At 72.1% G+C, this 23,908-nt stretch carries 17 protein-coding genes; 11 read left to right on the top strand and 6 right to left on the bottom strand.

Going from position 1 to position 23,908, the window contains the following annotated elements:
* Window positions 1-134: 134 nt before the first annotated feature.
* The 4 genes from ACIGG8_RS00385 to ACIGG8_RS00400 form a co-directional block, all read right to left on the bottom strand.
* Window positions 135-1,349: an ROK family transcriptional regulator gene (locus ACIGG8_RS00385; protein WP_350522949.1), complete on the bottom strand. Its 1,215-nt coding sequence runs from the start codon at window positions 1,347-1,349 to the stop codon at window positions 135-137.
* 17 nt (window positions 1,350-1,366) lie between these two features.
* A complete protein-coding gene (locus ACIGG8_RS00390) occupies window positions 1,367-1,933 on the bottom strand; it encodes a GtrA family protein (RefSeq protein WP_350522950.1) in 567 nt (188 codons plus the stop codon).
* A gap of 55 nt (window positions 1,934-1,988) precedes the next feature.
* Window positions 1,989-4,400, bottom strand: a complete 2,412-nt coding sequence (gene lon, locus ACIGG8_RS00395) for an endopeptidase La (RefSeq protein ID WP_350522951.1) — start codon at window positions 4,398-4,400, stop codon at window positions 1,989-1,991.
* Between the two features lie 350 nt (window positions 4,401-4,750).
* Entirely contained in the window at window positions 4,751-5,521 is a 771-nt protein-coding gene (locus tag ACIGG8_RS00400) for a rhomboid-like protein (RefSeq protein ID WP_396544367.1), read from the bottom strand.
* 564 nt (window positions 5,522-6,085) lie between these two features.
* Here ACIGG8_RS00400 and ACIGG8_RS00405 point away from each other — a divergent pair.
* From ACIGG8_RS00405 to ACIGG8_RS00435, 7 genes are all read left to right on the top strand, one after another.
* Complete coding sequence (locus ACIGG8_RS00405; RefSeq protein ID WP_350522953.1) at window positions 6,086-6,823, top strand: response regulator transcription factor; 738 nt, start codon at window positions 6,086-6,088, stop codon at window positions 6,821-6,823.
* A 92-nt stretch (window positions 6,824-6,915) separates the two neighbouring features.
* Entirely contained in the window at window positions 6,916-8,103 is a 1,188-nt protein-coding gene (locus tag ACIGG8_RS00410) for a sensor histidine kinase (RefSeq protein ID WP_396544369.1), read from the top strand.
* Between the two features lie 233 nt (window positions 8,104-8,336).
* Window positions 8,337-12,083, top strand: coding sequence for a multifunctional oxoglutarate decarboxylase/oxoglutarate dehydrogenase thiamine pyrophosphate-binding subunit/dihydrolipoyllysine-residue succinyltransferase subunit (locus ACIGG8_RS00415; RefSeq protein ID WP_396544371.1), 3,747 nt, complete (start codon window positions 8,337-8,339; stop codon window positions 12,081-12,083).
* Window positions 12,084-12,378: 295 nt separating this feature from the next.
* A complete protein-coding gene (locus ACIGG8_RS00420) occupies window positions 12,379-14,376 on the top strand; it encodes a protein kinase (RefSeq protein WP_396544373.1) in 1,998 nt (665 codons plus the stop codon).
* A 51-nt stretch (window positions 14,377-14,427) separates the two neighbouring features.
* A complete protein-coding gene (locus ACIGG8_RS00425; RefSeq protein ID WP_396544375.1) occupies window positions 14,428-14,607 on the top strand; it encodes a DUF6104 family protein in 180 nt (59 codons plus the stop codon).
* Between the two features lie 213 nt (window positions 14,608-14,820).
* The gene (locus ACIGG8_RS00430; RefSeq protein ID WP_396544377.1) at window positions 14,821-15,723 is read left to right on the top strand and encodes a DUF4097 family beta strand repeat-containing protein; all 903 of its coding nucleotides are present in this window, start codon (window positions 14,821-14,823) and stop codon (window positions 15,721-15,723) included.
* A 1-nt stretch (window position 15,724) separates the two neighbouring features.
* The gene (locus ACIGG8_RS00435) at window positions 15,725-16,768 is read left to right on the top strand and encodes a PadR family transcriptional regulator (protein ID WP_396544379.1); all 1,044 of its coding nucleotides are present in this window, start codon (window positions 15,725-15,727) and stop codon (window positions 16,766-16,768) included.
* A gap of 110 nt (window positions 16,769-16,878) precedes the next feature.
* Here the strand turns inward: ACIGG8_RS00435 and ACIGG8_RS00440 are convergent, their stop codons facing one another.
* Together ACIGG8_RS00440 and ACIGG8_RS00445 are read right to left on the bottom strand one after the other, a co-directional pair.
* Window positions 16,879-17,841, bottom strand: coding sequence for a zinc-binding dehydrogenase (locus tag ACIGG8_RS00440; RefSeq protein ID WP_350522960.1), 963 nt, complete (start codon window positions 17,839-17,841; stop codon window positions 16,879-16,881).
* A 111-nt stretch (window positions 17,842-17,952) separates the two neighbouring features.
* A complete protein-coding gene (locus ACIGG8_RS00445; RefSeq protein ID WP_350522961.1) occupies window positions 17,953-19,146 on the bottom strand; it encodes an NADP-dependent malic enzyme in 1,194 nt (397 codons plus the stop codon).
* Between the two features lie 584 nt (window positions 19,147-19,730).
* On the opposite strand from ACIGG8_RS00445, the gene ACIGG8_RS00450 reads away from it, so the two are divergent.
* The 4 genes from ACIGG8_RS00450 to ACIGG8_RS00465 all read left to right on the top strand — a co-directional run bounded on the left by ACIGG8_RS00450 (window position 19,731) and on the right by ACIGG8_RS00465 (window position 23,813).
* On the top strand, window positions 19,731-20,660 hold the full coding sequence (locus ACIGG8_RS00450) for an ABC transporter substrate-binding protein (RefSeq protein ID WP_396544382.1): 930 nt from the start codon (window positions 19,731-19,733) through the stop codon (window positions 20,658-20,660).
* Window positions 20,661-21,072: 412 nt separating this feature from the next.
* The gene (locus ACIGG8_RS00455) at window positions 21,073-22,008 is read left to right on the top strand and encodes an ABC transporter substrate-binding protein (RefSeq protein WP_396544384.1); all 936 of its coding nucleotides are present in this window, start codon (window positions 21,073-21,075) and stop codon (window positions 22,006-22,008) included.
* A gap of 33 nt (window positions 22,009-22,041) precedes the next feature.
* Window positions 22,042-23,016: an amino acid ABC transporter permease gene (locus ACIGG8_RS00460; protein WP_396544386.1), complete on the top strand. Its 975-nt coding sequence runs from the start codon at window positions 22,042-22,044 to the stop codon at window positions 23,014-23,016.
* Window positions 23,013-23,813 carry an amino acid ABC transporter ATP-binding protein gene (locus ACIGG8_RS00465; RefSeq protein WP_396544388.1) on the top strand — a complete coding sequence of 267 codons (801 nt, stop codon included), beginning with the start codon at window positions 23,013-23,015 and terminating at the stop codon, window positions 23,811-23,813. Before ACIGG8_RS00460 ends, ACIGG8_RS00465 begins: the two co-directional genes overlap by 4 nt.
* Window positions 23,814-23,908: the final 95 nt, after the last annotated feature.

The following is a 23,908-nucleotide window of genomic DNA, read 5'->3' on the forward strand; positions in this document are numbered from 1 at the left end:
TTCCGGCGGCGGCTCGGCGCGTTCCGGCGCGGTCCGGGCGGGGCAGCCCGTTCCTGGTGGGGCACCGCGTTCCGGGCGGGCAGCCCGTTCCGGGTGGGGCACCGCGTTCCGGGCGGGCGGACCGTACGGAGGGGTCAGCCGACCGAGAGCATCCCCGGGTCGGCGACGATGGCGCGCACGACGCTCACCGCCGCACCCGACAGCGGGCCGCGGCGGCCCAGCCGGGAGACGGTCAGCCGGTCCTCGGCCCACGGCCGGACGGTGACCCGGGCGGCCAGCTCGGTGCGCATGGCGGGGAGCAGCCAGGGCGCCAGCCGGGCGTAGCCGCCGCCCAGGACGACCTCGGCCGGGTCCAGCAGGTTCACCGCGCCGGCGGCCGCGATGCCGAGCGCCGACCCGGCGCCGGCCAGGGCCGCCCGGGCCGCCCGCTCGCCGGCCGCGGCCCGCTCGGCGAGCAGCGTCACCCAGTCGCCGCGGGCGCCGGACAGGCCGGCCGCCGCCAGCACCGCCGCCTCGCCCGCGTACTGCTCCAGGCAGCCGTGCGCCCCGCAGGCGCAGCGGGGACCGTCGGGGCGGACCGGTACGTGGCCGAACTCGCCCGCGTGGCCGCGCGCGCCGCGCAGCAGCCGCCCGCCGACCACGATCGCAGCGCCGACCCCGGCCTCGGCGGAGACGTAGAGGAAGTCCTCCGGGCCGTCGCCCAGCCAGCGCTCGGCCAGCCCGCCGAGGTTGGCCTCGTTGTCGGCCTCGACCGGCAGCTCGGCCAGGCCGTCCGCGGCCGGTCGCAGGGCCGCGCGCAGTTCGGCGGCCACCGGGACGTCCTGCCAGCCCAGGTTGGCGGCGTGCTGCAGCACCGCGCCGGAGTCGCCGACCAGTCCGGGCACGGCCAGGGTGAGTCCGGCCGGGCGCAGGCCCGCCTCGGCGACGACCGCGCGCAGCAGCTGCGCGAGGTCGGCCATGACGGCGGCGGGCTCCCGGCCGCGGTTGGAGATCTCCCGGCGCCGCGAGGCGCGGACCTCGCCGCGCAGGTCGACCACGCAGGCGCCCAGGTGGCGGACGCCGATCTCGGCGCCGAGTCCGCCTGGGCCGAGCGGGTTGAGTCCGAGCGCGGTGCCGGGGCGGCCGACCTTGCCGCTGGGCGCGGCGGGGCCCGCCTCGACCACCAGGCCGGCGGCGATCAGCTGTTCGGCGAGCGAGGAGACCGCGGCCCTGGTCAGTCCGGTCTCGGCGGCCACCTCGGCGCGGGAGCGCGGGCCGCGCGCGATCACCCCGAGCACCAGCGCCAGGTTGGCCCGGCGCATGCCCTGCTGGCTGGCGGGCCCGGTCCGGACACCGTCCGGTTCGTGCATCAGGCTCACCTCGCCCCCTACGACACATCCCGTGGCATCTCGGGTGCAGCGTAACCGGGTTCCGGGGACACCGTCCCGACCAGGCCGGGTCCGGCCGCGGGACGGTCGGCGAGCCGGGTGAAGACCCACCGCTGCATCGCCCAGAAGCGGAACAGCATCGCGATGAAGGTGCCGACCACCATGCCGCTGAGGAAGTCCGCGACCTCCTGGGTGAAGGAGCTGACGAACGGCTCCCGCAGGTCCAGCACGTACCGTGAGATCGCCAGCGGCACGTCGTTGACGCCGATCGCCACCGCGCTGACCAGGAAGAACAGCAGGGCCTCGCGCTGGCGGCCGCCGGCCCGGAAGGCCCAGCGGCGGTTCAGCACGTACGAGACGACGGTGGCGATCACGGTCGCGACGGTCAGCGCGACCACCGGCTTGTGCTGCAGCACGGTGAACTTGAGCTCCAGGTTGATCACCATGGTGAGCACGAAGCAGGTGCCCCCGACCAGCAGGAACTTCACCAGCCGGCGGTGGCGCACCAGGAAGGGGCGCAGCCGGTCCGGCACCCGGGCCAGGGCGCGCTGCGTGGGGGACGGCATCTCCGCAGTCTCGCACGCGGAGATGCCGTCGGCCCCTGGAACCGTCAACCGCGGATCAGGCGGCCGCCACCAGTACCTCGGCCGGCTCCAGCGCCAGCTTCAGCACCTCGCGGACGTCCGACACCGGGTGGACGGTGAGCCGCTCCAGCACCTCGGCCGGGACGTCGTCCAGGTCGGCCTCGTTGCGCTTGGGGATGATCACCGTGGTGACCCCGGCCCGGTCGGCGGCGAGCAGCTTCTGCTTCACCCCGCCGATCGGCAGCACCCGCCCGGTCAGCGACACCTCGCCGGTCATCGCCACGTCGGTGCGCACCTTGCGGCCGGAGAGCAGCGAGGCGAGTGCCGTGGTCATGGTGATGCCGGCGCTCGGCCCGTCCTTGGGGACGGCCCCGGCCGGGACGTGCAGGTGCACGCCGCGGTCGCGCAGCGAGGTGACCGGCAGTTCCAGCTCGGCGCCGCGCGAGCGCAGGAAGGAGAGCGCGATGTGCGCGGACTCCTTCATCACGTCGCCCAGCTGCCCGGTGAGGGTCAGCCCGGTGCCGCCGGTCTCGGCGTCGGCCAGCGAGGCCTCGATGTAGAGGACGTCGCCGCCGGCACCGGTCACCGCGAGGCCGGTGGCCACGCCGGGGACGGCGGTGCGGCGTTCGGCCGGCTCCTGGGCGGACTCCGGCACGTGGTGCGGCCTGCCGATCAGGGCGCGCAGGTCCTCCGCGCCGACCGCGGCCGGCAGCTCGCGCTCGCCCAGCTCGGCCTGCGCGGCGATCTTGCGCAGCACCCGGGCGATCGAGCGCTCCAGGTTCCGGACGCCCGCCTCGCGGGTGTACTCCCCGGCGAGGCGGCGCAGCGCCGTCTCGTCGACGCTGACCTGCTCGCCGCCGAGGCCGGCCTTCTCCAGCTGGCGCGGGAGCAGGTGGTCGCGGGCGATGACGACCTTCTCGTCCTCGGTGTAGCCGTCCAGCCGGACCAGCTCCATCCGGTCGAGCAGCGGCTCGGGGATGGCCTCCAGCACGTTGGCGGTGGCGAGGAAGACGACGTCGGAGAGGTCGAGCTCGACCTCCAGGTAGTGGTCCCGGAAGGTGTGGTTCTGCGCCGGGTCCAGCACCTCCAGCAGGGCGGCGGCCGGGTCCCCCCGGTAGTCGGAGCCGACCTTGTCGATCTCGTCGAGCAGGACGACCGGGTTCATCGAGCCGGCCTCCTTGATCGCCCGCACCAGCCGGCCGGGCAGCGCGCCGACGTAGGTGCGCCGGTGGCCGCGGATCTCGGCCTCGTCCCGGACGCCGCCGAGCGCGACCCGGACGAACGTACGGCCCATGGCGCGGGCCACCGACTCGCCGAGCGAGGTCTTTCCGACCCCGGGAGGCCCGACCAGGGCCAGCACCGCGCCGCCCCGGCGGCCGCCGACCAGCCCGAGCCCCTGGTCGGCCCGGCGCTTGCGGACGGCCAGGTACTCGACGATGCGCTCCTTCACGTCGGCCAGGCCGGCGTGGTCGGCGTCGAGCACCGCGCGGGCGCCGGCGATGTCGTAGGCGTCCTCGGTGCGCTCGTTCCAGGGCAGCTCCAGGACGGTGTCCAGCCAGGTGCGGATCCAGGAGCCCTCGGGCGACTGGTCGGAGGCGCGCTCCAGCTTGTCGACCTCCTTGAGCGCGGCCTCGCGGACGTTCGCCGGGAGGTCGGCGGCCTCGACCCGGGCGCGGTAGTCGCCCTCCTCGTCGGCCGGCTCGCCGTTCAGCTCGGCCAGCTCCTTGCGGACGGCCTCCAGCTGGCGGCGGAGCAGGAACTCCTTCTGCTGCTTGGCCACGCCCTCCTCGACGTCCTTGCGGATGGTGTCGTTGACCTCCTCCTCGGCGAGGTGGTCGCGCAGCAGGGTCAGCGCGTACTCCAGGCGGGCGACCTGGTCGGCCTCCAGGAGCACCTTGAGCTTCTGCTCCGCGGTGGCGAAGGGCGCGTAGCCGATGTTGTCGGCGAGCTCGCCGACGCCCTCGATCTGGGCGACCCGGTCCACGATCTGCCAGGCGCCGCGCTTGCGCAGCCACTGGGTGGACAGCGCCTTGTACTCCTTGACCAGCTCGGCGGCCCGGCCGGCCACCGGGGTGCCCACGGAGGACTCCCGGAACGGGGTGGTCTCCACCCAGAGGGCGGCGCCGGGGCCGGTGGTGCCGACGCCGATCCGGAGCCGGCGCACGGCGCGCACCAGCGCGACCGGCTGGCCGGCGGTGTTCGGGCCGTCGGCCAGCCGGCCGACCTGCTCCACGGCGGCCAGCGTGCCGGCCGCCGCGTACGAGCCGTCCACCCGCGGGACCAGCAGGACCTGCGGCTTGCCGCCGCCGGCGGCCGCGGCGCGGGCGGCCTCGACGGCGGCGCGCACCTCGGTGTCCTTCAGGTCCAGCGGGACCACCATGCCCGGCAGGACGACCTCGTCGTCGAGCGGCAGCACGGGCAGGGTGAGCGGTGTGGACGTCGATGCCATGATCTCTCCCCAGTCAGTGAACTTGAGTCGACCTGACTAAGGCTTGGCGGGGGCCGGATGTTCCCGGGGTCCAGTTCGCCGTGAGCGAACACGATCCGGTCGGGAAGGCGGCGCGGGCGGACCGCGGGCGGGCCGTCAAAAGCGCACCTGGGAAGCGTCCGTCGAATCTGGGGAATTCCTGGACGTGCCGAGGGAGCCCAGCCCCCCGAACCCCGGCGTGTGAACGTCAGCACGCGAACGTCGGCACGTGAATGGCAGCGCGTGAATGGCTGCGCGTGAATGGCTGCGCGTGAATGCCCGCACGTGAATGCCGGTGCGCCGACCCCGGCGCGAACCTCGGCGCGCGAGCCTCAGCGCGCGGTCCGCACGCGCGCCCCGCCGCGCGCGGACGCGGTGCCGACCGTCGCGGTGCGGGACCGGGGCGGGCGCCGTTCGATGCGCCGCAGCCAGCGCCAGAGCGCCACCCCGGTGAGCACCGCCGCCGGGTGCCCCACCGCGGTGACCACGTCCTTGTCGGAGGCGATCTGCTCGGCGATCATCAGCCCGGCGCCGCCCAGCGCGAGCAGCCGCCCGGGCCAGGAGAGCAGCCCGGCCACCGCGCCCAGGCAGGCGAGCACGCCGTAGCTGACCCCGATGTCCAGGTGGTCCATCGCCTCGGGCGCCATCCGCCCGGTCTCCACCGCGAGGATCACCACGCCCTGGGAGAGCAGCGTGGCCGCGACGTGCCCGGCCGCGAAGACCGCCGCCGCCCGGGCCGGCCCGACCGTGCGCTCCAGCGGCGCGAGGGTGAAGGCGAATCCCCACAGGTACGGCATCCACACCTCGCCGGCCACCCAGAACCCGCTCAGGACGAGGGCCCGGACGGGATGCTGGAGCAGGTTGTGGCCGTCCGAGCTGGAGGCCTCCTGCAGGCGCTGCACGAGTTCCGGGTCCGCGAGCCCGGCGAAGGTCGTGGTGGCTCCCACGACGGCGAGGTACCCGAGGGTGAAGGGGTTGCGCCGGGGTGTCGGCACGCGTTCCAGCAGCCACCGCACGACGCCGGTGCGCAGCCCGTGCCGGAGCATCCCGTACGGCGCTCCCGCGGGCGCGCAGCCGTCGGCGTCCCGCCGCAGACCCGCCATGCCGCCTCCCGCTCCGCACCCGTAGCCGCCGGCTCACTCCCCGTGCCCAACGTACCGGCACGCACCGCGGGTTCCGCCCGGACGGGTGTTGTCGTGGCCACGGTACGTCGAGGTTCTGGGAGGCAGCTGGGAAAAGCCCGTGAAGACCGCCGCCTTGGCGGAGTGCCGGATTCCCGACATTGGTCCAGACCTTGTTTCGATTGACGCGTCAGTAGGGCCTCTGACCGGCGACTTGGCGTCAACTCGGCTGCATACGTACCGTTACGCAGTGAAAATTCGCCGGGTAAGGTATCGGCCCGTGCCCACTCGTGCAGTGGGTCAGCGGGCGGCCCGAACAGCCGGCCCACGGGCCGGAAACGTCCGGTCCACCTGCCGGAAAGCATCCGTTGTCCGTACGCTGCGAAGTGCGCGGGAGAAGTGGGCGGCCGACGAATCCGTCCTCGCCTCCCGATCGCGCGACGGGACGGCGGACCCGGCACAGTCCACGACGGAACAAGACTACGAGCGGAGCCCCGCCATCCCCACAGGTGGCCGGCCCGCAGCCCTGGGGGCGGTGGCGTGACCGTGACAGAAATTCAGCAGGACAACGTCAACACCGGCGGCACGGTGAGCAGCCAACGCAGAGTGCTGGTGGTGGAGGACGAGCCGACGATCGCCGAGTCGATCGCGGCCCGACTGGGCGCGGAGGGCTTCAAGGTCGCCGTGGCCCACGACGGCCCCGGCGCGGTCGACGGCTTCCACACCTGGCAGCCGGACCTCGTCGTCCTCGACATCATGCTGCCCGGCTTCGACGGCCTGGAGGTGTGCCGCCGGATCCAGGCGCAGCGCCCGGTGCCGGTGCTGATGCTGACCGCGCGCGACGACGAGACGGACCTGCTGGTCGGCCTCGGCGTCGGCGCGGACGACTACATGACGAAGCCGTTCTCGATGCGCGAACTGGCCGCCCGGGTCAACGTGCTGCTGCGCCGCGTCGAGCGCGCCCAGCAGGCCGCCCGCACGCCCGCGCTCGGCAGCCTGCGCTTCGGCGAGCTGGAGATCGACCACGTGCAGCGCCGGGTCCGGCTGGCCTCGGGCGACGTCCACCTGACGCCGACCGAGTTCGACCTGCTCGCCTGCCTGGCCGCCCAGCCGCGCGCGGTGCTCACCCGCGAGCAGCTGCTGGCCGAGGTCTGGGACTGGACGGACGCGTCCGGCACCCGCACGGTGGACAGCCACGTCAAGGCGCTGCGCCGGAAGATCGGTGCCAGCTGGATCCGCACCGTGCACGGCGTCGGGTACGCCCTGGAAGCCCCGCTCTCCTAGGCCGACCCCGGACGACGGGCCGCCGGGGGGCCCGTGTCCGGACGACGCCTGGCCACCACGCGGGGGACACACGCGGGGACCACAGGGAACCAATGACCTTTCCACAGCAACGCAACGGGGAATCCGACGGCGCGCGGCCGCAGCCGCTGGCCGTCCGTGCCGCCCACCGGGTCTGGGCCGACATCCGGCCGCTCGACCCGGTCCGCTCGATCAAGGGCAAGCTCGCCCTGCTGGTGATCGTCTCCGTGTTCCTGGCCACCGGGATGGTGGTCGTGGCGATCCGGTCCGAGACCCAGATCCGGATCATCATGGTCTTCTCCATGATCGCTTCGCTGCTCTTCATGCAGTTCCTCGCGCACGGGCTGACCGCCCCGCTGCGCGAGATGACGGACGCCGCCCGCGCGATGGCCTCCGGCGACTACAGCCGCCGGGTCGAGGTGAACTCGCGCGACGAGATCGGCGAACTCGCGGCCGCCTTCAACGGGATGGCCGCCGACCTGGAGGCCGCCGACCAGCACCGGCGCGAGCTGGTCGCCAACGTCTCGCACGAGCTGCGCACGCCGATCGCCGCGCTGCGCGCCGTCCTGGAGAACGTGGTCGACGGCGTCGTCCAGCCCAATCCGGCGACGCTGGGGGCGGCTCTGGAGCAGACCGAGCGGCTCGGCCGCCTGGTCACCCACCTGCTCGACCTCTCCAAGATCGACGACGGCGTGGTCGACCTGGACGCGCGCCGCTTCGAGGTGCGCGAGTTCCTGGACGGCGTGCTGCGCGGGGTCACCGTGGACGGCGCGACGGCCGGCGGGGCCTTCTCCCGACGCGGGGACGTCCGGCTGGCCCTGGAGGTCAGCCCGGCCGGCCTGACCGGCGTCGCGGACCCGGAGCGGCTGCACCAGGTGGTCGCCAACCTGGTCGACAACGCCTGCAAGCACTCCCCGCCCGGCGGGACCGTGACGGTGCGCGCGCGGCCCGACGGCGAGGACGGCGCCCTGCTGCTGGAGGTCCAGGACGAGGGCCCGGGCATCCCCCCGGCCGACCGCACCCGGGTCTTCGAGCGGTTCAGCCGCAGCGGCACCGCGACCGCCGCCGGACCGGGCGCGGACGGCGGCACCGGTCTGGGCCTGGCCATCGCCCGCTGGGCGGTGGACCTGCACGGCGGGCGGATCGCGGTCGCCGAGTCGCCGCGCGGCTGCCGGATCGAGGTCCGCCTGCCCGGGCGACGGCCGGGCGACGGCCGGGACATTTGTCACAGATCCGACACAGACGCATACGAAGATCGTTAGCGGACTACTGTACGGGTTTGTCCGGTTTACTCCGGGTATCAGGCGCCTTCGACGCCGATCGGTTCCCCTCAGATACGGCTTTCTAACGTACTTTTTCAGCCAAACTGCAGGTCAGGACTGTGATCTGGACGACGCCTGGCCCCCGGGGACTGCGCGATCATCGGTCAGGGGCGTAGCCTTAATCCCCGCTGTCCAAACATCCCAAAAGGAAGCGGAAGAGGGCGGTTGCCGCCGTGTCGCCACAGTCCCAAGAAACCCCCAACAGCTCGGCAAGCTCCACTGGCTTCGGCCCCAATGAGTGGCTCGTCGACGAGATCTACCAGCAGTACCTCCAGGACCCGAACTCGGTCGACCGAGCCTGGTGGGACTTTTTCGCCGACTACAAGCCCGGTACCGAGGTGACCCCAGTGACCCAGGCCGCGACCCAGGCCGGCCCCACGCCGACCCCTGCCGCTGCCCCCGCGCCCGCCGCTGCTGCTCCGGCCGCGCCCGCCACCGCCGCACCGGCCGCCCCGGCCGCTCCGGCCCCGGCTGCCGCCCCGCTCGCCGCCGCGCCCGCCGCGCCCCCGGCCCCGAAGGCCGCCGCCCCGGCCCCGGCCGCGCCCGCCGCCACCGCCGGCCCCGAGCTGATCCAGCTGCGCGGCCCGGCGAAGGCCGTCGCCAGCAACATGGACGCCTCGCTGGAGGTGCCGACCGCGACCTCGGTCCGCGCCGTGCCGGCGAAGCTGTTGATCGACAACCGCATCGTCATCAACAACCACCTGCAGCGCGCCCGCGGCGGCAAGGTCTCCTTCACCCACCTGATCGGTTACGCCCTGGTCCAGGCCATCAAGGCCGCCCCGGGCATGAACCACAGCTACAAGGTGGAGGACGGCAAGGCCTTCCTGGTCAAGCCGGAGCACGTCAACCTCGGCCTGGCCATCGACCTGGTCAAGCCCAACGGTGACCGCCAGCTGGTCGTCGCGGCCATCAAGAAGGCCGAGACCCTCGACTTCTTCGGCTTCTGGCAGGCCTACGAGGACATCGTCCGCCGGGCCCGCGCCAACAAGCTGACCATGGACGACTTCACCGGCGTCACGGTCTCGCTGACCAACCCCGGCGGCATCGGCACCGTGCACTCCGTGCCGCGCCTGATGCAGAACCAGGGCACCATCGTCGGCGTCGGCGCCATGGAGTACCCGGCCGAGTTCCAGGGCTCCGCCCCGGAGACCCTGTCCCGCCTGGGCGTCTCCAAGATCATGACGCTGACCTCGACCTACGACCACCGCGTCATCCAGGGCGCGGCGTCCGGCGAGTTCCTGCGCGAGATCCACCGCCTGCTGCTCGGCGAGAACGGCTTCTACGACGAGATCTTCGAGTCGCTGCGGATCCCGTACGAGCCGGTCCGCTGGGCCACCGACGTCGCCACCACCCACGACGACGAGGTCAACAAGACCGCGCGCGTCATGGAGCTGATCCACTCCTACCGGGTCCGCGGTCACCTGATGGCCGACACCGACCCGCTGGAGTACAAGCAGCGCAAGCACCCCGACCTGGACGTCACCACGCACGGCCTCACCCTGTGGGACCTGGAGCGCGAGTTCGCGGTCGGCGGCTTCGGCGGCCAGAAGATGATGAAGCTCCGCGACATCCTCGGCCTGCTGCGCAACACCTACTGCCGCACCGTCGGCATCGAGTACATGCACATCCAGGACCCGAAGCAGCGCAAGTGGCTGCAGGAGCGCCTGGAGAAGCCGTACTCCAAGCCCGAGCGCGAGGAGCAGCTGCGGATCCTCCGCCGCCTGAACTCGGCCGAGGCCTTCGAGACCTTCCTGCAGACCAAGTACGTCGGCCAGAAGCGCTTCTCGCTGGAGGGCGGTGAGTCGCTGATCGCGCTGCTGGACGCGACCATCGACGCCGCCGCCGAGCACCGCCTGGACGAGGCCGTCATCGGCATGGCCCACCGCGGCCGCCTGAACGTGCTGGCCAACATCGTCGGCAAGCCGTACGGCAAGATCTTCGGCGAGTTCGAGGGCAACCTCGACCCGAAGTCGATGCACGGCTCCGGCGACGTCAAGTACCACCTGGGCGCCGACGGCACCTTCACCGGCCTGGACGGCGAGACCATCAAGGTCTCGCTCGCCGCGAACCCCTCCCACCTGGAGGCCGTGGACCCGGTCGTCGAGGGCATCGCCCGCGCCAAGCAGGACATCCTGGACCAGGGCGGCACCACCTTCCCGGTGCTGCCGATCCAGATCCACGGCGACGCGGCCTTCGCCGGCCAGGGCGTCGTCGCGGAGACCCTGAACATGTCGCAGCTGCGCGGCTACCGCACCGGCGGTACCGTGCACGTCGTGGTGAACAACCAGGTCGGCTTCACCGCCGCCCCGGCGTCCTCGCGCTCCTCGATGTACTGCACCGACGTGGCCCGCATGATCGAGGCCCCGATCTTCCACGTGAACGGCGACGACCCGGAGGCCGTGGTCCGCGTCGCGCGGCTCGCCTTCGAGTTCCGTCAGGAGTTCCACAAGGACGTGGTGATCGACCTCATCTGCTACCGCCGCCGCGGTCACAACGAGGCCGACAACCCGTCGTTCACCCAGCCGCTGATGTACGACCTGATCGACAAGAAGCGCTCGGTGCGCAAGCTGTACACCGAGGGCCTGATCGGTCGCGGCGACATCACCATGGAAGAGGCGGAGCAGGCGCTCCAGGACTTCCAGGGCCAGCTGGAGAAGGTCTTCGCCGAGGTCCGCGACGCGGCCCAGGCGCCGGCCGACGCCACCGCGGGCAAGCCGGTCGCCGACTTCCCGGTCTCCATCCAGACCGGCATCTCCCAGGAGATGGTCAAGCGGATCGCCGCCTCCCAGGTGAACCACCCGGACTGGCTGACCGTCCACCCGCGTCTGCTGCCGCAGCTGCAGCGCCGCGCCGGCTCGGTCGAGGACAACACCATCGACTGGGCGATGGGCGAGACCCTCGCCATCGGCTCGCTGCTCATGGAGGGCCACCCGGTCCGCCTGGCCGGCCAGGACAGCCGCCGCGGCACCTTCGGCCAGCGGCACGCCGTCCTGATCGACCGCAAGACCGGCGAGGACTACACCCCGCTGCAGTACCTCACCGAGGACCAGGCCCGCTACACCGTCTACGACAGCCTGCTGTCGGAGTACGCGGCCATGGGCTTCGAGTACGGCTACTCGCTGACCCGCCCGAACGCGCTGGTCATGTGGGAGGCGCAGTTCGGCGACTTCGTCAACGGCGCGCAGACCATGGTGGACGAGTACATCGCCTCCGCCGAGCAGAAGTGGGGCCAGCACTCCGGCGTCACCCTGCTGCTGCCGCACGGCTACGAGGGCCAGGGCCCGGACCACTCGTCCGCCCGCCCGGAGCGCTTCCTCCAGCTGTGCGCGCAGAACAACATGACGGTCGCCATGCCGACCCTGCCGTCGAACTACTTCCACCTGCTGCGCTGGCAGGCGCACAACCCGCACCACAAGCCGCTGGTCGTCTTCACCCCGAAGTCGATGCTGCGTCTGAAGGCCGCGGCGAGTGCGACCGAGGAGTTCCTGTCCGGCTCGTTCCGCCCGGTCATCGGCGACACCACCGTCGACCCGGCGCAGGTCCGCAAGGTGGTCATCACCGCCGGCAAGTTCTACTACGACCTGGAGGCGGCCCGCACCGAGCGCGGCGTCACCGACACCGCGATCGTCCGGGTCGAGCGGCTCTACCCGCTGCCGGTGGCCGAGCTCCAGGAGGAGCTGGCCCGCTACGGCGACAACGTCCAGTTCGTCTGGGCGCAGGAGGAGCCGGACAACCAGGGTGCCTGGCCGTTCATCGCGATGAACCTGGTCGACCACCTGCAGGTCGTCATCGGCCGCAGCGCCGGCGGCTCCCGCCTGCGCCGCGTCGCCCGCACGACGGCCTCGTCCCCGGCGGTCGGCTCGGCCAAGCGGCACGCCGCCGAGCAGCAGGCGCTGATCGAAGAGGTCTTCTCGCTCTGACGCCAGACGCTGCGGCGCCCTGAGGCGCCGAGGGCTCACCGGCCCCCGTCCTCCCACCCGGGAGGACGGGGGCCGCGTCGTTGTCCGCCGCCCGCTCTCCACCGCTCGTTCCCGGGAGAACCGTTTCACCGTCGAGCCATGTCAAGGTTCCAGCTCTGCAACCAAACCGGAACCGCCGTGCACGGACTCCTGACGGATCGATAGGTTATGCCTCGCCAGAAGGACGCCGGACGACCGTCGTCGCGCCCGCCGCCCCGGCCGTACCGCCTCACCGCTCTCCCAGGGGGACCACCACATGACCGCCGACACGCCTCGGAACGCCGGAAAGCTCCCTCCGGTCTTCCAGCCGCTCCTGCCGGACGATCCCAAGGAGGTCGGCGGCTACCGGCTGTTCGCCCGGCTCGGCGCCGGCGGCATGGGCCGGGTCTACCTGTCGTACACCCCTGGCGGGCGCCCGGTCGCGCTCAAGGTGGTCCGCCCGGAGTTCGCCGAGGACGGCGAGTTCCGCCGCCGCTTCGCCCAGGAGGTCAGCAACGCCCAGCGGATCCACGGGCTCTACACCGCGCAGGTGATCGACTCCGGCGGGCTGGACAGCGACGCCCCCTGGCTGGTCACCGCGTACGTCCCGGGCCCGTCCCTGCAGCAGGTGGTGCGGGAGAACGGTGCGCTGCCGGTGCGTACCGTCCTGCTGCTGATGGGCGGCATCGCCGAGGCCCTGCAGGCGATCCACAGCGTCGAGGTGGTCCACCGCGACCTCAAGCCCGCCAACGTGCTGGTCGCCGGGGACGGCCCGCGGGTGATCGACTTCGGCATCGCCCGGGCCGCCGACGCCACCGCGCTGACCGGCACCGGCTACCGGATCGGCTCGCCCGCCTTCATGTCCCCCGAGCAGGCCCAGGGGCGCCCGGTCACCCCGGCCACCGACGTCTTCGCGCTCGGCGCCCTGGCCGCGTACGTGGCCGGCGGCACCGCGCCGTTCGGCGACGGCCCGGACACCGCGGTGCTCTACCGCGTGGTGCACGAGGAGGCCGACCTGTCCGCCGTCCCGGCCGACCTGCGCGAGCTGATCCAGCGCTGCCTGGCGAAGAGCCCGGAGGACCGCCCCACCCCCGCCGAGATCATCCAGGTCGCCCGCAACCACCCGGAGGTCGGCGGCCAGCTGCGGTTCGGCGACGACTGGCTGCCGCGCGAGGTCAACACCGAGATCACCCGCCGCTCCGACCTGCCCAAGACCCCGCCGACGCCGCTCCCGGCCGCGCCCGCCACCCCGCCGACCCCGGTGCCCGCGATGCCGGCGATGCCGGCCGCCGCCCCGGCCGCTCCCCCGCAGCCGCCCGTCGCGCCGACCCACCCCGTCGCCGCCCCGACCCACCCGGCCACCGCGGTGCACCCGCAGCAGCCGCCCGTGACGCCCCCGCAGGGCTTCGCGCCGCCGCCGCTCGGCTCGTACGGCGCCCCGCAGCCGCCCACCGAGACGCCGACCGCCCCGGTGCTGACCACCCCGCCGACCGTCCACCTGCGGTCCGAGCCGCCGTCGTACGACACCCCGCCGCCCGGCCCGGTGGTGACCGCCGACCCGCAGCCGGAGAAGGAGCCCGAGCCCAAGCGCAAGGGCGGGGTGTCCTGGAAGGTGCTGCTCACCGTCGCCCTGGTGATGGCGGTCGGCGGCACCGCGGGCGGCGTGGTGCTGATGAAGAAGCTGGACGACGGCAAGAAGAAGGACAGCGCGGCCGTCAGCAGCGGCCCGTCCACCCCCAACCCGGCGGCGGCCACGCCCAAGTCCACCCCGACCGGCACGAGCGGCACGAGCGGCGACGACGCCTCCCCCTCGCCCACCCCGACGAAGAGCAGCGGTTCCACCGACGCCTCGAAGAGCCCGACGGCCGGTGCCACCGTGCCGCGCAACAGCGTCTACACCGTGGTCTACCAGGACACCGAGCTGTACGCGACCAGCTACAGCTACAGCTTCGACCTGTCCGGCGGCAAGGTCGTGCCCGATTCCACCAGCCCCACCTGGGCTCTCGACCCGACCAGCATCGGCACCTTCGACCTGGACAGCAACTCCGACGCCTACATCAGCCGGGAGAACACGCTCACCCCGCAGAGCTGCTCGGCGGCGATCGACCGGGAGCCCACCAAGGACCTGAAGTTCGACGACCTGCCCCCGGGCCGGCTGTTCTGCCTGCGCAACCGGAAGAACGGCGGCGTCGTGATCGCCAAGGTGATCGAGCAGGGCAACAAGAACAGCGGCGCGGTCAAGCTGTCGCTGAGCTACTGGCGCAACGACGGCTGACCCGTCCGGTCTATCCTGACCGGGTCAACCCCCATCGGACCGGAGCGAACCGTGTACTTCACCGACCGAGGCATCGAGGAGCTGCAGAACCGGCGCGGCGACGAGGAGGTCAGCTTCGAGTGGCTGGCCGAGCGCCTGCGCGAGTTCGTCGACCTCAACCCGGACTTCGAGATCCCGGTCGAGCGGCTGGCCACCTGGCTGGCCCGGCTCGACGACGAGGACGACGAGTGACCCGGTGACGGCCTGCGAGAGGCCCGGGAGGCAACCGCCTCCCGGGCCTCTCGCGCGTCCGCGGACGGCCCCGGCCGGCGGCCCGTAGGGGAAGCCTCGGGGGCGGATCGGGGTCGGGATCGGGGTCGGGCACGCTTGACTCTCCCGGCACGCGATATATCGTCTTTAGAAGAGAACGCGATACATCGCGATCGGCAACGGGAGGCGGCAGAGATGAGCCAGTGGACGGTCGAGGGCCCCGAGAGGATCACCATCGACGACGCGGTCCGCGCGCTGCACGTGCGGATCATCGAGGGCACGGTGAACGTGGTGGCGGCCGAGGGCCCGGCCCGCCTGGAGGTCACTGAACTCCAGGGCGATCCCCTGCACGTGACCGTGGTGGACGGCGTCCTGACGGTCACCTACAAGGACATCAACAGCTGGGGCGAGTTCGGCGACTGGCTCAAGTCGGTCGGCTCGGTCAAGAGCTTCTTCGGCTCGCTCAAGCGCAAGCGGGTCGCCGGCATCACCCTGACCGTGCCGGCCGACACCGAGGTCAAGCTCGGCACGGTCTCCGCCGGCACCACCGTCTCCGGCGTCACCGGGCACGTCTCGGTGCAGAGCGCCAACGGCGACACCACCCTGGTCGGGCTGACCGGCCGCACCGACGCCAACACCGTCACCGGTGACGTGGACGCCCAGTCGGTCGGCGGCCAGCTCCGGGTCAACACCGTTTCCGGGCAGCTGACCGTCGTCGCCGGCACCGCCGACCGGGTCCAGGCCAACGCCGTCACCGGGGCCGTCACCCTGGACCTCGACGTCGACGGCGAGGCCGACGTCAAGGTCACCACCGTCAGCGGCCCGGTCGTGGTCCGGATCCCCTCGCGCGCCGACGCCAAGGTCGAGGCGGGCTCCACCAGCGGCGACATCTCCAGCAGCTTCGAGCAGCTCAAGCTGAGCGGCTCCTGGGGCGCCAAGAAGCTGTCCGGCCAGCTCGGCGAGGGCCGCGGCAAGCTCAACGTCACCACCGTCTCCGGCTCGGTCACCGTGCTGAGCCGCCCGGAGCCGGAGGACGACGGCCCGGCGAAGGAGCTCCCGGCCGGCTCCGGCAAGCCCGACTTCACCAAGGAGGCCTGAGATGACCCCTGTGTTCGGCCACGGCCGGCTCCGGCTCTACCTGCTGAAGCTGCTGGACGAAGCCCCGCGGCACGGCTACGAGGTGATCCGCCTGCTGGAGGAGCGCTTCCAGGGCCTGTACGCGCCCTCGGCCGGGACGGTCTACCCGCGACTGGCCAAGCTGGAGCAGGAGGGCCTGGTCACCCACAGCACCGAGGGAGGCCGCAAGGTCTACCGGCTGACCGACGCCGGACGGGCCGAACTCGAAGCCCGGCAGGGTGAGTTGGACGAGCTGGAGCTGGAGATCCGGGACTCCGTGGCGCAGCTCGCCGGGGCGATCCGCGAGGACGTCCGGGACAGCGCCAAGGACCTGCGCGAGGAGCTGTGGAAGGCCGCCAAGCAGACGCCGCGGCCGGACCGCGCCGAGCGCGCCGAGCGCGCGGGCGACCCGTGGGCCGGCCCCTGGGGCGACAACGACTCCTGGCAGCGCGCCAAGGACGAGTTCGCCGAGTTCAAGCGGCAGGCCAAGGACCAGGCCAAGCGCGCCCGGGAACAGGAGAAGGCGGCCAAGGCCAAGGCGAAGGCGGCCGAGGAGGAGGCCCGCCGGCTGCGCGAGCAGGCCAAGGCCTCGCGCACCGCCGCCCAGCAGGAGGCGCTGCGGATCAAGCGCCGGGTCGAGCAGCAGGTGCGCGAGCACGCCGCGAAGGGCGACTGGCCGACCGGGCTGGCCGAGGGCCTGGCCGAGCTGACCAAGGGCCTGTCCGGGCTGGCCGACGCGGCCCGCTGGGGCCACCCGTCGGACGAGTCCGCCCCGTCGGACGAGCGGATCACCGTCACCCGGATCGACCTGGACGAGGACGAGCCGACCGCACCGGCCGACCTGCCCGCGTGGACGCGCACCGACCCGGCCGAGGACCCGGCCCGCGAGCTGGAACGGCTGCTCGACCGCTTCCGCGACCAGGTCCGCGACGCGGCCCGGGACGGCGGGGTGAGCGGGGACAAGCTGGCCGAGGCCCGCCGGGTGCTGGGCGCCGCGGGCGAGCGGCTGAAGCGGCTGCTCGGCTGACGGCCGCAGGGCAGCCGTCCGGCCCGGCCGGACGAAACGTCGGCCGGACCGGCCGGCTGAACGAAGGATCGGGCCCGGTGCTCCCGCGCGGAGCGCCGGGCCCCCTCGCGTCAGGGGTTGAGGACGATCTTGCCGAAGACCTCGCCCTTGGCGAGCCGGGCGAAGCCGTCCCGGGCCTCGCTCAGCGGCAGCACCGAGTCGATCACCGGGCGGACGCCGGTGTTGGCGCAGAGCGCGAGCAGCCCGGCCAGCTCCTCCTTGGTGCCCATGGTCGAGCCGACCACCTTGAGCTCCAGGAAGAAGATCCGGTTCAGCTCGGCGGCGCTCGGGTTGGGGCCGGAGGTGGCACCCGAGATGACGATGGTGCCGCCCGGACGCAGCGACTTCACCGAGTGCGACCAGGTCGCGGCGCCGACGGTCTCCATCACCGCGTCGACCCGCGCGGGCAGCCGGGCGCCGCTCTCGAAGGCCGCGTCCGCGCCGAGCTCCACGGCCCGGCGGCGCTTGGCCTCGTCCCGGCCGGTGACCCAGACCCGCAGGCCGGCCGCCTTGCCGAGGACGATCAACGCGGTCGCCACGCCGCCGCCGGCCCCCTGCACCAGGACGGTGTCACCGGGCTTGACCCCGCCGTTGGTGAACAGCATCCGGTAGGCCGTCAGCCAGGCGGTGGGCAGGCAGGCGGCCTCCTCGAAGCTCAGCTCGGCGGGCTTGGGCAGCAGGTTCCAGGTGGGCACCGCCACCTGCTGGGCGAAGGTGCCCTGGTAGCGCTCGGTCAGGATGGAGCGCGGCTCGTTCGGGCCCACCCCGTGGCCGCTCTGGCCGATCACCGAGTGGATGACCACCTCGTTGCCGTTCTCGTCGACGCCCGCCGCGTCGCACCCGAGGATCATCGGCAGCTTCTCGGCCGGGAGGCCGACCCCGCGCAGCGACCACAGGTCGTGGTGGTTGAGGCTGGCGGCCTTGACCGTGACCACGCTCCACCCGGGGCGGGCCTGCGGCTCGGGGAGTTCGCCCAACTCCAGTCCGCTGAGCGGGTCGTCGGCATCGATACGTGCGGCGTAGGCAGCAAACATGATCCGGACGATAGCGGCGGACGACCGAGGCCGGGAACCACGCGTGGGTGTGACGCGCGTCCCGGCCTCGGCCGTGTACGGGATGTCCGGTCGGATCGTCGGACCGGATCGTCAGATCCGGGCGACGCCCTCCGCCCGGGCCGCCTCGGCGACGGCCTTGGTGACCGCCGGGGCGACCCGCTCGTCGAACGGCGAGGGGATGACCTTCTGCGGGGTCAGCTCGTCGGCGACCACGCCGGCCAGCGCCTTGGCTGCGGCCAGCTTCATGCCCTCGGTGATCCGGCTGGCCCGGACCTGCAGGGCACCGGCGAAGATGCCCGGGAAGGCCAGCACGTTGTTGATCTGGTTCGGGAAGTCGCTGCGGCCGGTGGCCACGACGGCCGCGTACTTGTGCGCGACCTCGGGGTGGATCTCCGGGGTCGGGTTGGCCATCGCGAAGACGAAGGCGCCCTCGGCCATGGTCGCGACGACCTCCTCCGGCACGGTGCCGCCGGAGACGCCGATGAACACGTCGGCGCCGGCCAGCGCGTCGGCCAGCGAGCCCTTGACGCCCGTGCGGTTGGTCAGCCCGGCGATCTCGGCCTTGACGTCGGTGAGGTCGCCGCGGCCCTCGTACACCACGCCCTTGCGGTCGCAGACCGCCACGTCGCCGATGCCGGCCGCCACCAGCATCTTGGCGATGGCGATGCCGGCCGCGCCCGCACCGGAGATGACGGCCCGCAGCGAGCCGATCTCGCGGCCGGTCACCTTGGCCGCGTTCCACAGGGCGGCGGTGGTGACGATCGCGGTGCCGTGCTGGTCGTCGTGGAAGACCGGGATGTCCAGGGCCTCCTGGAGCCGGCGCTCGATCTCGAAGCAGCGGGGGGCGGAGATGTCCTCCAGGTTGACGCCGCCGAAGGAGGGCGCCAGCCGGACCACGGTCTCGACGATCTCGTCGACCTCGGTGCAGGCCAGCGCGATCGGCACCGCGTCCACGCCGCCGAACTGCTTGAACAGGATGGCCTTGCCCTCCATCACGGGCAGCGAGGCCTGCGGGCCGATGTCGCCGAGGCCCAGCACCGCGGTGCCGTCGGTGACCACCGCGACGGTGTTGGACTTCCAGGTGTAGTCGTTGACCAGCTCCGGCTGCTCGGCGATGGCCGTGCAGACGCGGGCGACACCGGGGGTGTAGGCGAGGGACAGGTCGTCCGCGTCGCGCACCGGGACGGTCGCCCGGATCTCCATCTTGCCGCCGCGGTGGAGCGCGAAAACCGCGTCGACCGGATCGTCGGTGTCCTGGGTGCTGCTGATGATCTCCGCTGCCACGATGACCTCTTCGTCATTGATCTGGCGAGGACGCGCGACCGACGGGCAGGGCGACCCGTCCGGAAACCGGAAACCGGGTACGCCGAAGCGGACCCGGAACGGGGTCGGGGCGCTGCCGTCGGGCGGCGCCCTCGGATGAGGGTTTTATGGGGTCTTGTGTTGTCCGCGTTAGTGCTATCGGGCCGAGCCTAGGTCGGACGAAGGCACCGCACCTGTGCCTTTTCGTCCTCGTCACGTGCGGTTCATCGCCGCGCTGTCGCGTCACTGGGCCCGGCGTCGGAAGCGCCGGGCACCGGCGGCGGCATCGGCATGAGCGCACGCGCACCCGCAGGAGTGAACTCGGACGCAGGGGGAGTCGGCACTCCGGATACGGAGCCGCGTGAGGACTTCCGTTCCCGAGCACCCCGAGCCTGTCGGGGCCCGGCGGTCCGGTTCGAGCGTTCGGGGGTCACCCGGTACCGAATTCTGACACACCCGCCGCCGGGCCCGGCAGGGCGGGATGGCAGGATCGCGTGGCCGCCATTTCGCGCACACCACCGCGACACCGTGGCGGCCGCACGTCCCTCCCACAGGAGCAGCCCCTCATGCCTCACCTCCTCCCCTTCCGTCGTCCGGTGCTCGTCGGCGCCGTCCTGGCCACCGCCGGTGCCCTGCTGCTGACCGGCTGCGGAGGCGGCGGGCAGGCCGCCTCCGCGGACGACCCGGTCAAGGACGTCCGGGACAAGCTGCCCGCCGCCCAGCGCTCCGCCGGGGTGCTGCGCATCGGCATGGACGTCAACTACGCCCCGGTGGAGTTCCGCGGCGCGGACGGCAAGCCGGCCGGTCTCGACCCGGAGATCGCCACCGCGCTGGGCAAGATCCTCGACGTGCGGATCGAGTTCGTGGACACCACGTTCGCCAAGCTGATACCGAACCTGCAGTCCAAGCAGTACGACGTGGCGATGTCCGCGATCAGCGACATCCGCCAGCGCCGCGACGGCCTGGACGACAGCGGCAAGCAGGCGAACCCCGGCGTGGACTTCGTGGACTACTTCATCGCCGGCACCTCGATCGTCGTCCCGAAGGGCAACCCCAAGGGGATCAAGACCCTGGACGACCTGTGCGGCAAGACCATCGCGCTCCAGCAGGGCACCACCCAGGACGAGATCGCCACCCGGCAGGTCGGGGTCTGCGCCCGCACCGGCCGCCAGCTGACCACGCACAAGCTGGACAGCGACGCCAAGGCGCTGGCCGAGGTCGCCTCCGGCGCCGCCCAGGCCGGGCTGAACGACTTCCCGGTGGCCGCCTACGCGGCGAAGACCACCGACGGCGGCAACCGCTACGAGGTGACCGGCGGGCAGTCCACCTCCAACCCGTACGGGATCGCGGTGCGCAAGACCGACACCCAGCTGCGCGACGCGATGGCCAAGGCGGTCGACCAGCTGATCCGCAGCGGCGAGTACGACAAGATCCTCGCCAAGTGGAGCGTCAGCGCGGGTGCGGCGCAGAACGCCGTGGTCAACGGGGGCATCTGAGCGGACGGGCGGCGGGCCTCCGGGCAGAGCACAGAGGGATCTGCATACTTATGCGGAGGGTGACAGGGGCCAGGAATAGGTCCGAATAGCGGACGGTGTGACCCCTCGTTATCCGATTTTGATCTGGATGAGGGTCACCTGACCGTCCTCAGATGGCAGGATTCCCCCCATCTCGGATCGAGCCGGCCACTGGTCGAGGCGGTTCGGTCAACGTCCACCTCGGCGGAGGGTGGCGGATGCAGTAACTCGTTCGACCCTGGGCGGTCCCAGCGTCCAGGCACTGCAAAACCCGGCCTGCACGTACGACGACGTACGACGCACACCCGTACGGCGCCGTACGGCTCGCAACCCCGGTGCGCCGCTCCCGCGGCGCGCTCCGCCCGACCTTCTCTCCCAGGAGGAGATCCCCCTCATGACCGCCCGTACCAAGCGCAACCGGCTCTTCGCGGCCGGTGTGGTCGCCGCCTCGGTCTCCCTCGTGCTGACCGGTTGCAGCAGCAGCAAGTCGTCGTCCAGCTCGCCCTCCGGCGGCGTGAACGCGTCCGCCACGATCAAGGCGGTGGCCGCCGACCCGGCGCTCGCCGCCCAGGTGCCGGCCGACGTCAAGTCGACCGGCAAGATCGTCGTGGCCGCCGATGCCTCGTACGCGCCCAACGAGTTCCAGGACGCCCAGAACAAGATCATCGGCATGGACGTGGACCTGGCCAACGCCATCGGCCAGAAGCTGGGCCTCCAGGTCGAGGTCCAGAACTCGCCGTTCACCGCGATCATCCCGGGCATCCAGGCCAACAAGTTCCAGCTGGGCATGAGCTCCTTCACGGACAACAAGGAGCGCGAGGCCACCGTCGACATGGTGACCTACTTCTCGGCGGGCACCAGCGCGGCGGTCAAGAAGGGCAACCCCGACAAGATCGACCCGAACGACCTCTGCGGCAAGAAGGTCGCCGTCCAGACCGGCACCACCCAGGCCGACCAGATCAAGGACGTCATCAACCCGGCGTGCGTCAAGGCCGGCAAGCCCCCCATCCCCAACGACGGCGACAAGTTCGACCTGCAGACCGACGTGACCACCGCGCTGGTCTCCGGCCGCGACCAGGTCATGCTGGCCGACTCCCCGGTCGTCGACTACGCCCTCAAGCAGACCAACGGCCAGCTCGAACAGCTCGGCACCGTCGAGGGCAAGGCCCCGTACGGCGTGGTCCTGGCCAAGGGCTCCCCGCTCGCCGCGCCCGTCCAGGGCGCCGTCCAGTCACTGATCGACGACGGCACCTACAAGGCGATCCTTGAGAAGTGGGGCGTCCAGGCGGGCGCGATCGACAAGTCCGTGACCAACGGCGCCACCAGCTGACCCCCCGCCAGTTCCCCACCCCCTGAGGCCACTGTGAACCATTCCGATCAGGGGGAGGCGCACCCGGGACGGCCCGAAACCCTCAAGGCCGTCCCGGTCCGCCACCCCGGCCGGTGGGCCGGAGCCGTCGTCGTCGCGGTCCTCGCGGCGATGCTGCTCCACGCCCTGATCTTCAATCCCGCGTTCCGGTGGGATGTCGTCAACACCTACCTCTTCGATTCCAGCATCGTGCACGGCCTGGGTGTGACCCTGGAGCTCACCGCGCTGTCCATGATCATGGGCGTGGCCGGCGGCATCATCCTCGCGGTGATGCGGCTGTCGCCGAACCCGCTGCTGTCCGGCACCGCGTGGTTCTACATCTGGGTCTTCCGCGGCACCCCCGTGCTGGTCCAGCTGGTGTTCTGGAACTTCATGGGCGCGCTGTGGCCCAAGCTGTCGATCGGCATCCCGTTCGGCCCCGAGTTCTGGTCCGAGTCGACCAACACGCTGATCCCGGTGTTCACGGCGGCACTGCTCGGCCTCGGCCTGAACGAGGCCGCGTACATGGCGGAGATCGTCCGCGGCGGCATCCAGTCGGTGGACGAGGGGCAGACCGAGGCGGCCCACGCACTCGGCATGAGCCGCTTCGCGACCATGCGCCGGATCATCCTGCCGCAGGCCATGCGGGTGATCATCCCGCCGACCGGCAACGAGACCATCTCGATGCTCAAGACCACCTCGCTGGTCAGCGTCATCGCGTTGGAGGAGCTGTTCCGGGCCGGGCAGAACATCTACTCGCGCACCTTCCAGACCATCCCGCTGCTGATCACCGTCAGCCTCTGGTACCTCTTCCTCACCTCCGTGCTGACCATCGGGCAGTACTACGTCGAGCGGTACTACGCTCGGGGTACCACCAGGACCCTGCCGCCGACCCCGATGCAGCGGGTCCGCAGGATGTTCGCCGGCAAGCCGACCCCGAAGGCCGACCACGACGTGGTTCCGGGGCTTGAGGGAGGTGGTCACGTATGACCGATCTGACCAAGACGCCCACGGACTCCGTGCCGGGCGAGCCGATGGTCAGGGCCGAGGGCGTGCGCAAGTCGTACGGCCTGGTCGAGGTGCTCAAGGGCATCGACCTGGAGGTCAGGCCCCGCGAGGTGTTCTGCCTGATCGGCCCGTCCGGCTCCGGCAAGTCGACCTTCCTGCGGTGCATCAACCACCTGGAGAAGATCAACGGCGGTCTGCTGTCGGTGGACGGCGAACTGGTCGGCTACCGGCGCAAGGGCGACAGGCTCTACGAGCTGAGGGACCGCGAGGTCGCTCTCAAGCGGCGCGACATCGGCATGGTCTTCCAGCGCTTCAACCTGTTCCCGCACATGACCGCCATAGAGAACGTCATCGAGGCGCCGGTGCAGGTCAAGGGCGAGTCGAAGGCCGACGCGCGCGAGCGCGGCATGGCCCTGCTGGAGCGGGTCGGGCTCTCCGACAAGGCGAAGAGCTACCCCTCGCAGCTCTCCGGCGGCCAGCAGCAGCGCGTCGCGATCGCCCGCGCGCTGGCCATGAAGCCCAAGCTGATGCTCTTCGACGAGCCCACCTCGGCGCTCGACCCGGAGCTGGTCGGCGAGGTGCTGGACGTCATGCGCGGCCTGGCCGAGGAGGGGATGACGATGATCGTCGTCACCCACGAGATGGGCTTCGCCCGCGAGGTCGGCGACGCGCTGGTGTTCATGGACGGCGGTGTGGTGGTCGAGTCCGGCAACCCCCGCGAAGTCCTCACGAACCCGCAGCACGAACGCACCAGGGCGTTCCTCTCCAAGGTGCTCTGAGCCCATCCCGTCGGCGCCCGGCAGGCAGCTCCTGCCGGGCGCCGACGTTTTCCCCACTCGGGTAATAGGCTGGAAGCAGTCAGCCCGTTACCGAC

The organism is Kitasatospora sp. NPDC085464, assembly GCF_044541955.1.
Lineage (GTDB): Bacteria > Actinomycetota > Actinomycetes > Streptomycetales > Streptomycetaceae > Kitasatospora.

Bases quoted from the DNA above. Each gene is read 5' to 3' on its own strand.
- ACIGG8_RS00385 (WP_350522949.1), bottom strand. From the start codon at position 1,349: ATGCACGAACCGGACGGTGTCCGGACCGGGCCCGCCAGCCAGCAGGGC.
- ACIGG8_RS00390 (WP_350522950.1), bottom strand. From the start codon at position 1,933: ATGCCGTCCCCCACGCAGCGCGCCCTGGCCCGGGTGCCGGACCGGCTG.
- lon (WP_350522951.1), bottom strand. From the start codon at position 4,400: ATGGCATCGACGTCCACACCGCTCACCCTGCCCGTGCTGCCGCTCGAC.
- ACIGG8_RS00400 (WP_396544367.1), bottom strand. From the start codon at position 5,521: ATGGCGGGTCTGCGGCGGGACGCCGACGGCTGCGCGCCCGCGGGAGCG.
- ACIGG8_RS00410 (WP_396544369.1), top strand. From the start codon at position 6,916: ATGACCTTTCCACAGCAACGCAACGGGGAATCCGACGGCGCGCGGCCG.
- ACIGG8_RS00420 (WP_396544373.1), top strand. From the start codon at position 12,379: ATGACCGCCGACACGCCTCGGAACGCCGGAAAGCTCCCTCCGGTCTTC.
- ACIGG8_RS00430 (WP_396544377.1), top strand. From the start codon at position 14,821: ATGAGCCAGTGGACGGTCGAGGGCCCCGAGAGGATCACCATCGACGAC.
- ACIGG8_RS00435 (WP_396544379.1), top strand. From the start codon at position 15,725: ATGACCCCTGTGTTCGGCCACGGCCGGCTCCGGCTCTACCTGCTGAAG.
- ACIGG8_RS00440 (WP_350522960.1), bottom strand. From the start codon at position 17,841: ATGTTTGCTGCCTACGCCGCACGTATCGATGCCGACGACCCGCTCAGC.
- ACIGG8_RS00450 (WP_396544382.1), top strand. From the start codon at position 19,731: ATGCCTCACCTCCTCCCCTTCCGTCGTCCGGTGCTCGTCGGCGCCGTC.
- ACIGG8_RS00455 (WP_396544384.1), top strand. From the start codon at position 21,073: ATGACCGCCCGTACCAAGCGCAACCGGCTCTTCGCGGCCGGTGTGGTC.
- ACIGG8_RS00465 (WP_396544388.1), top strand. From the start codon at position 23,013: ATGACCGATCTGACCAAGACGCCCACGGACTCCGTGCCGGGCGAGCCG.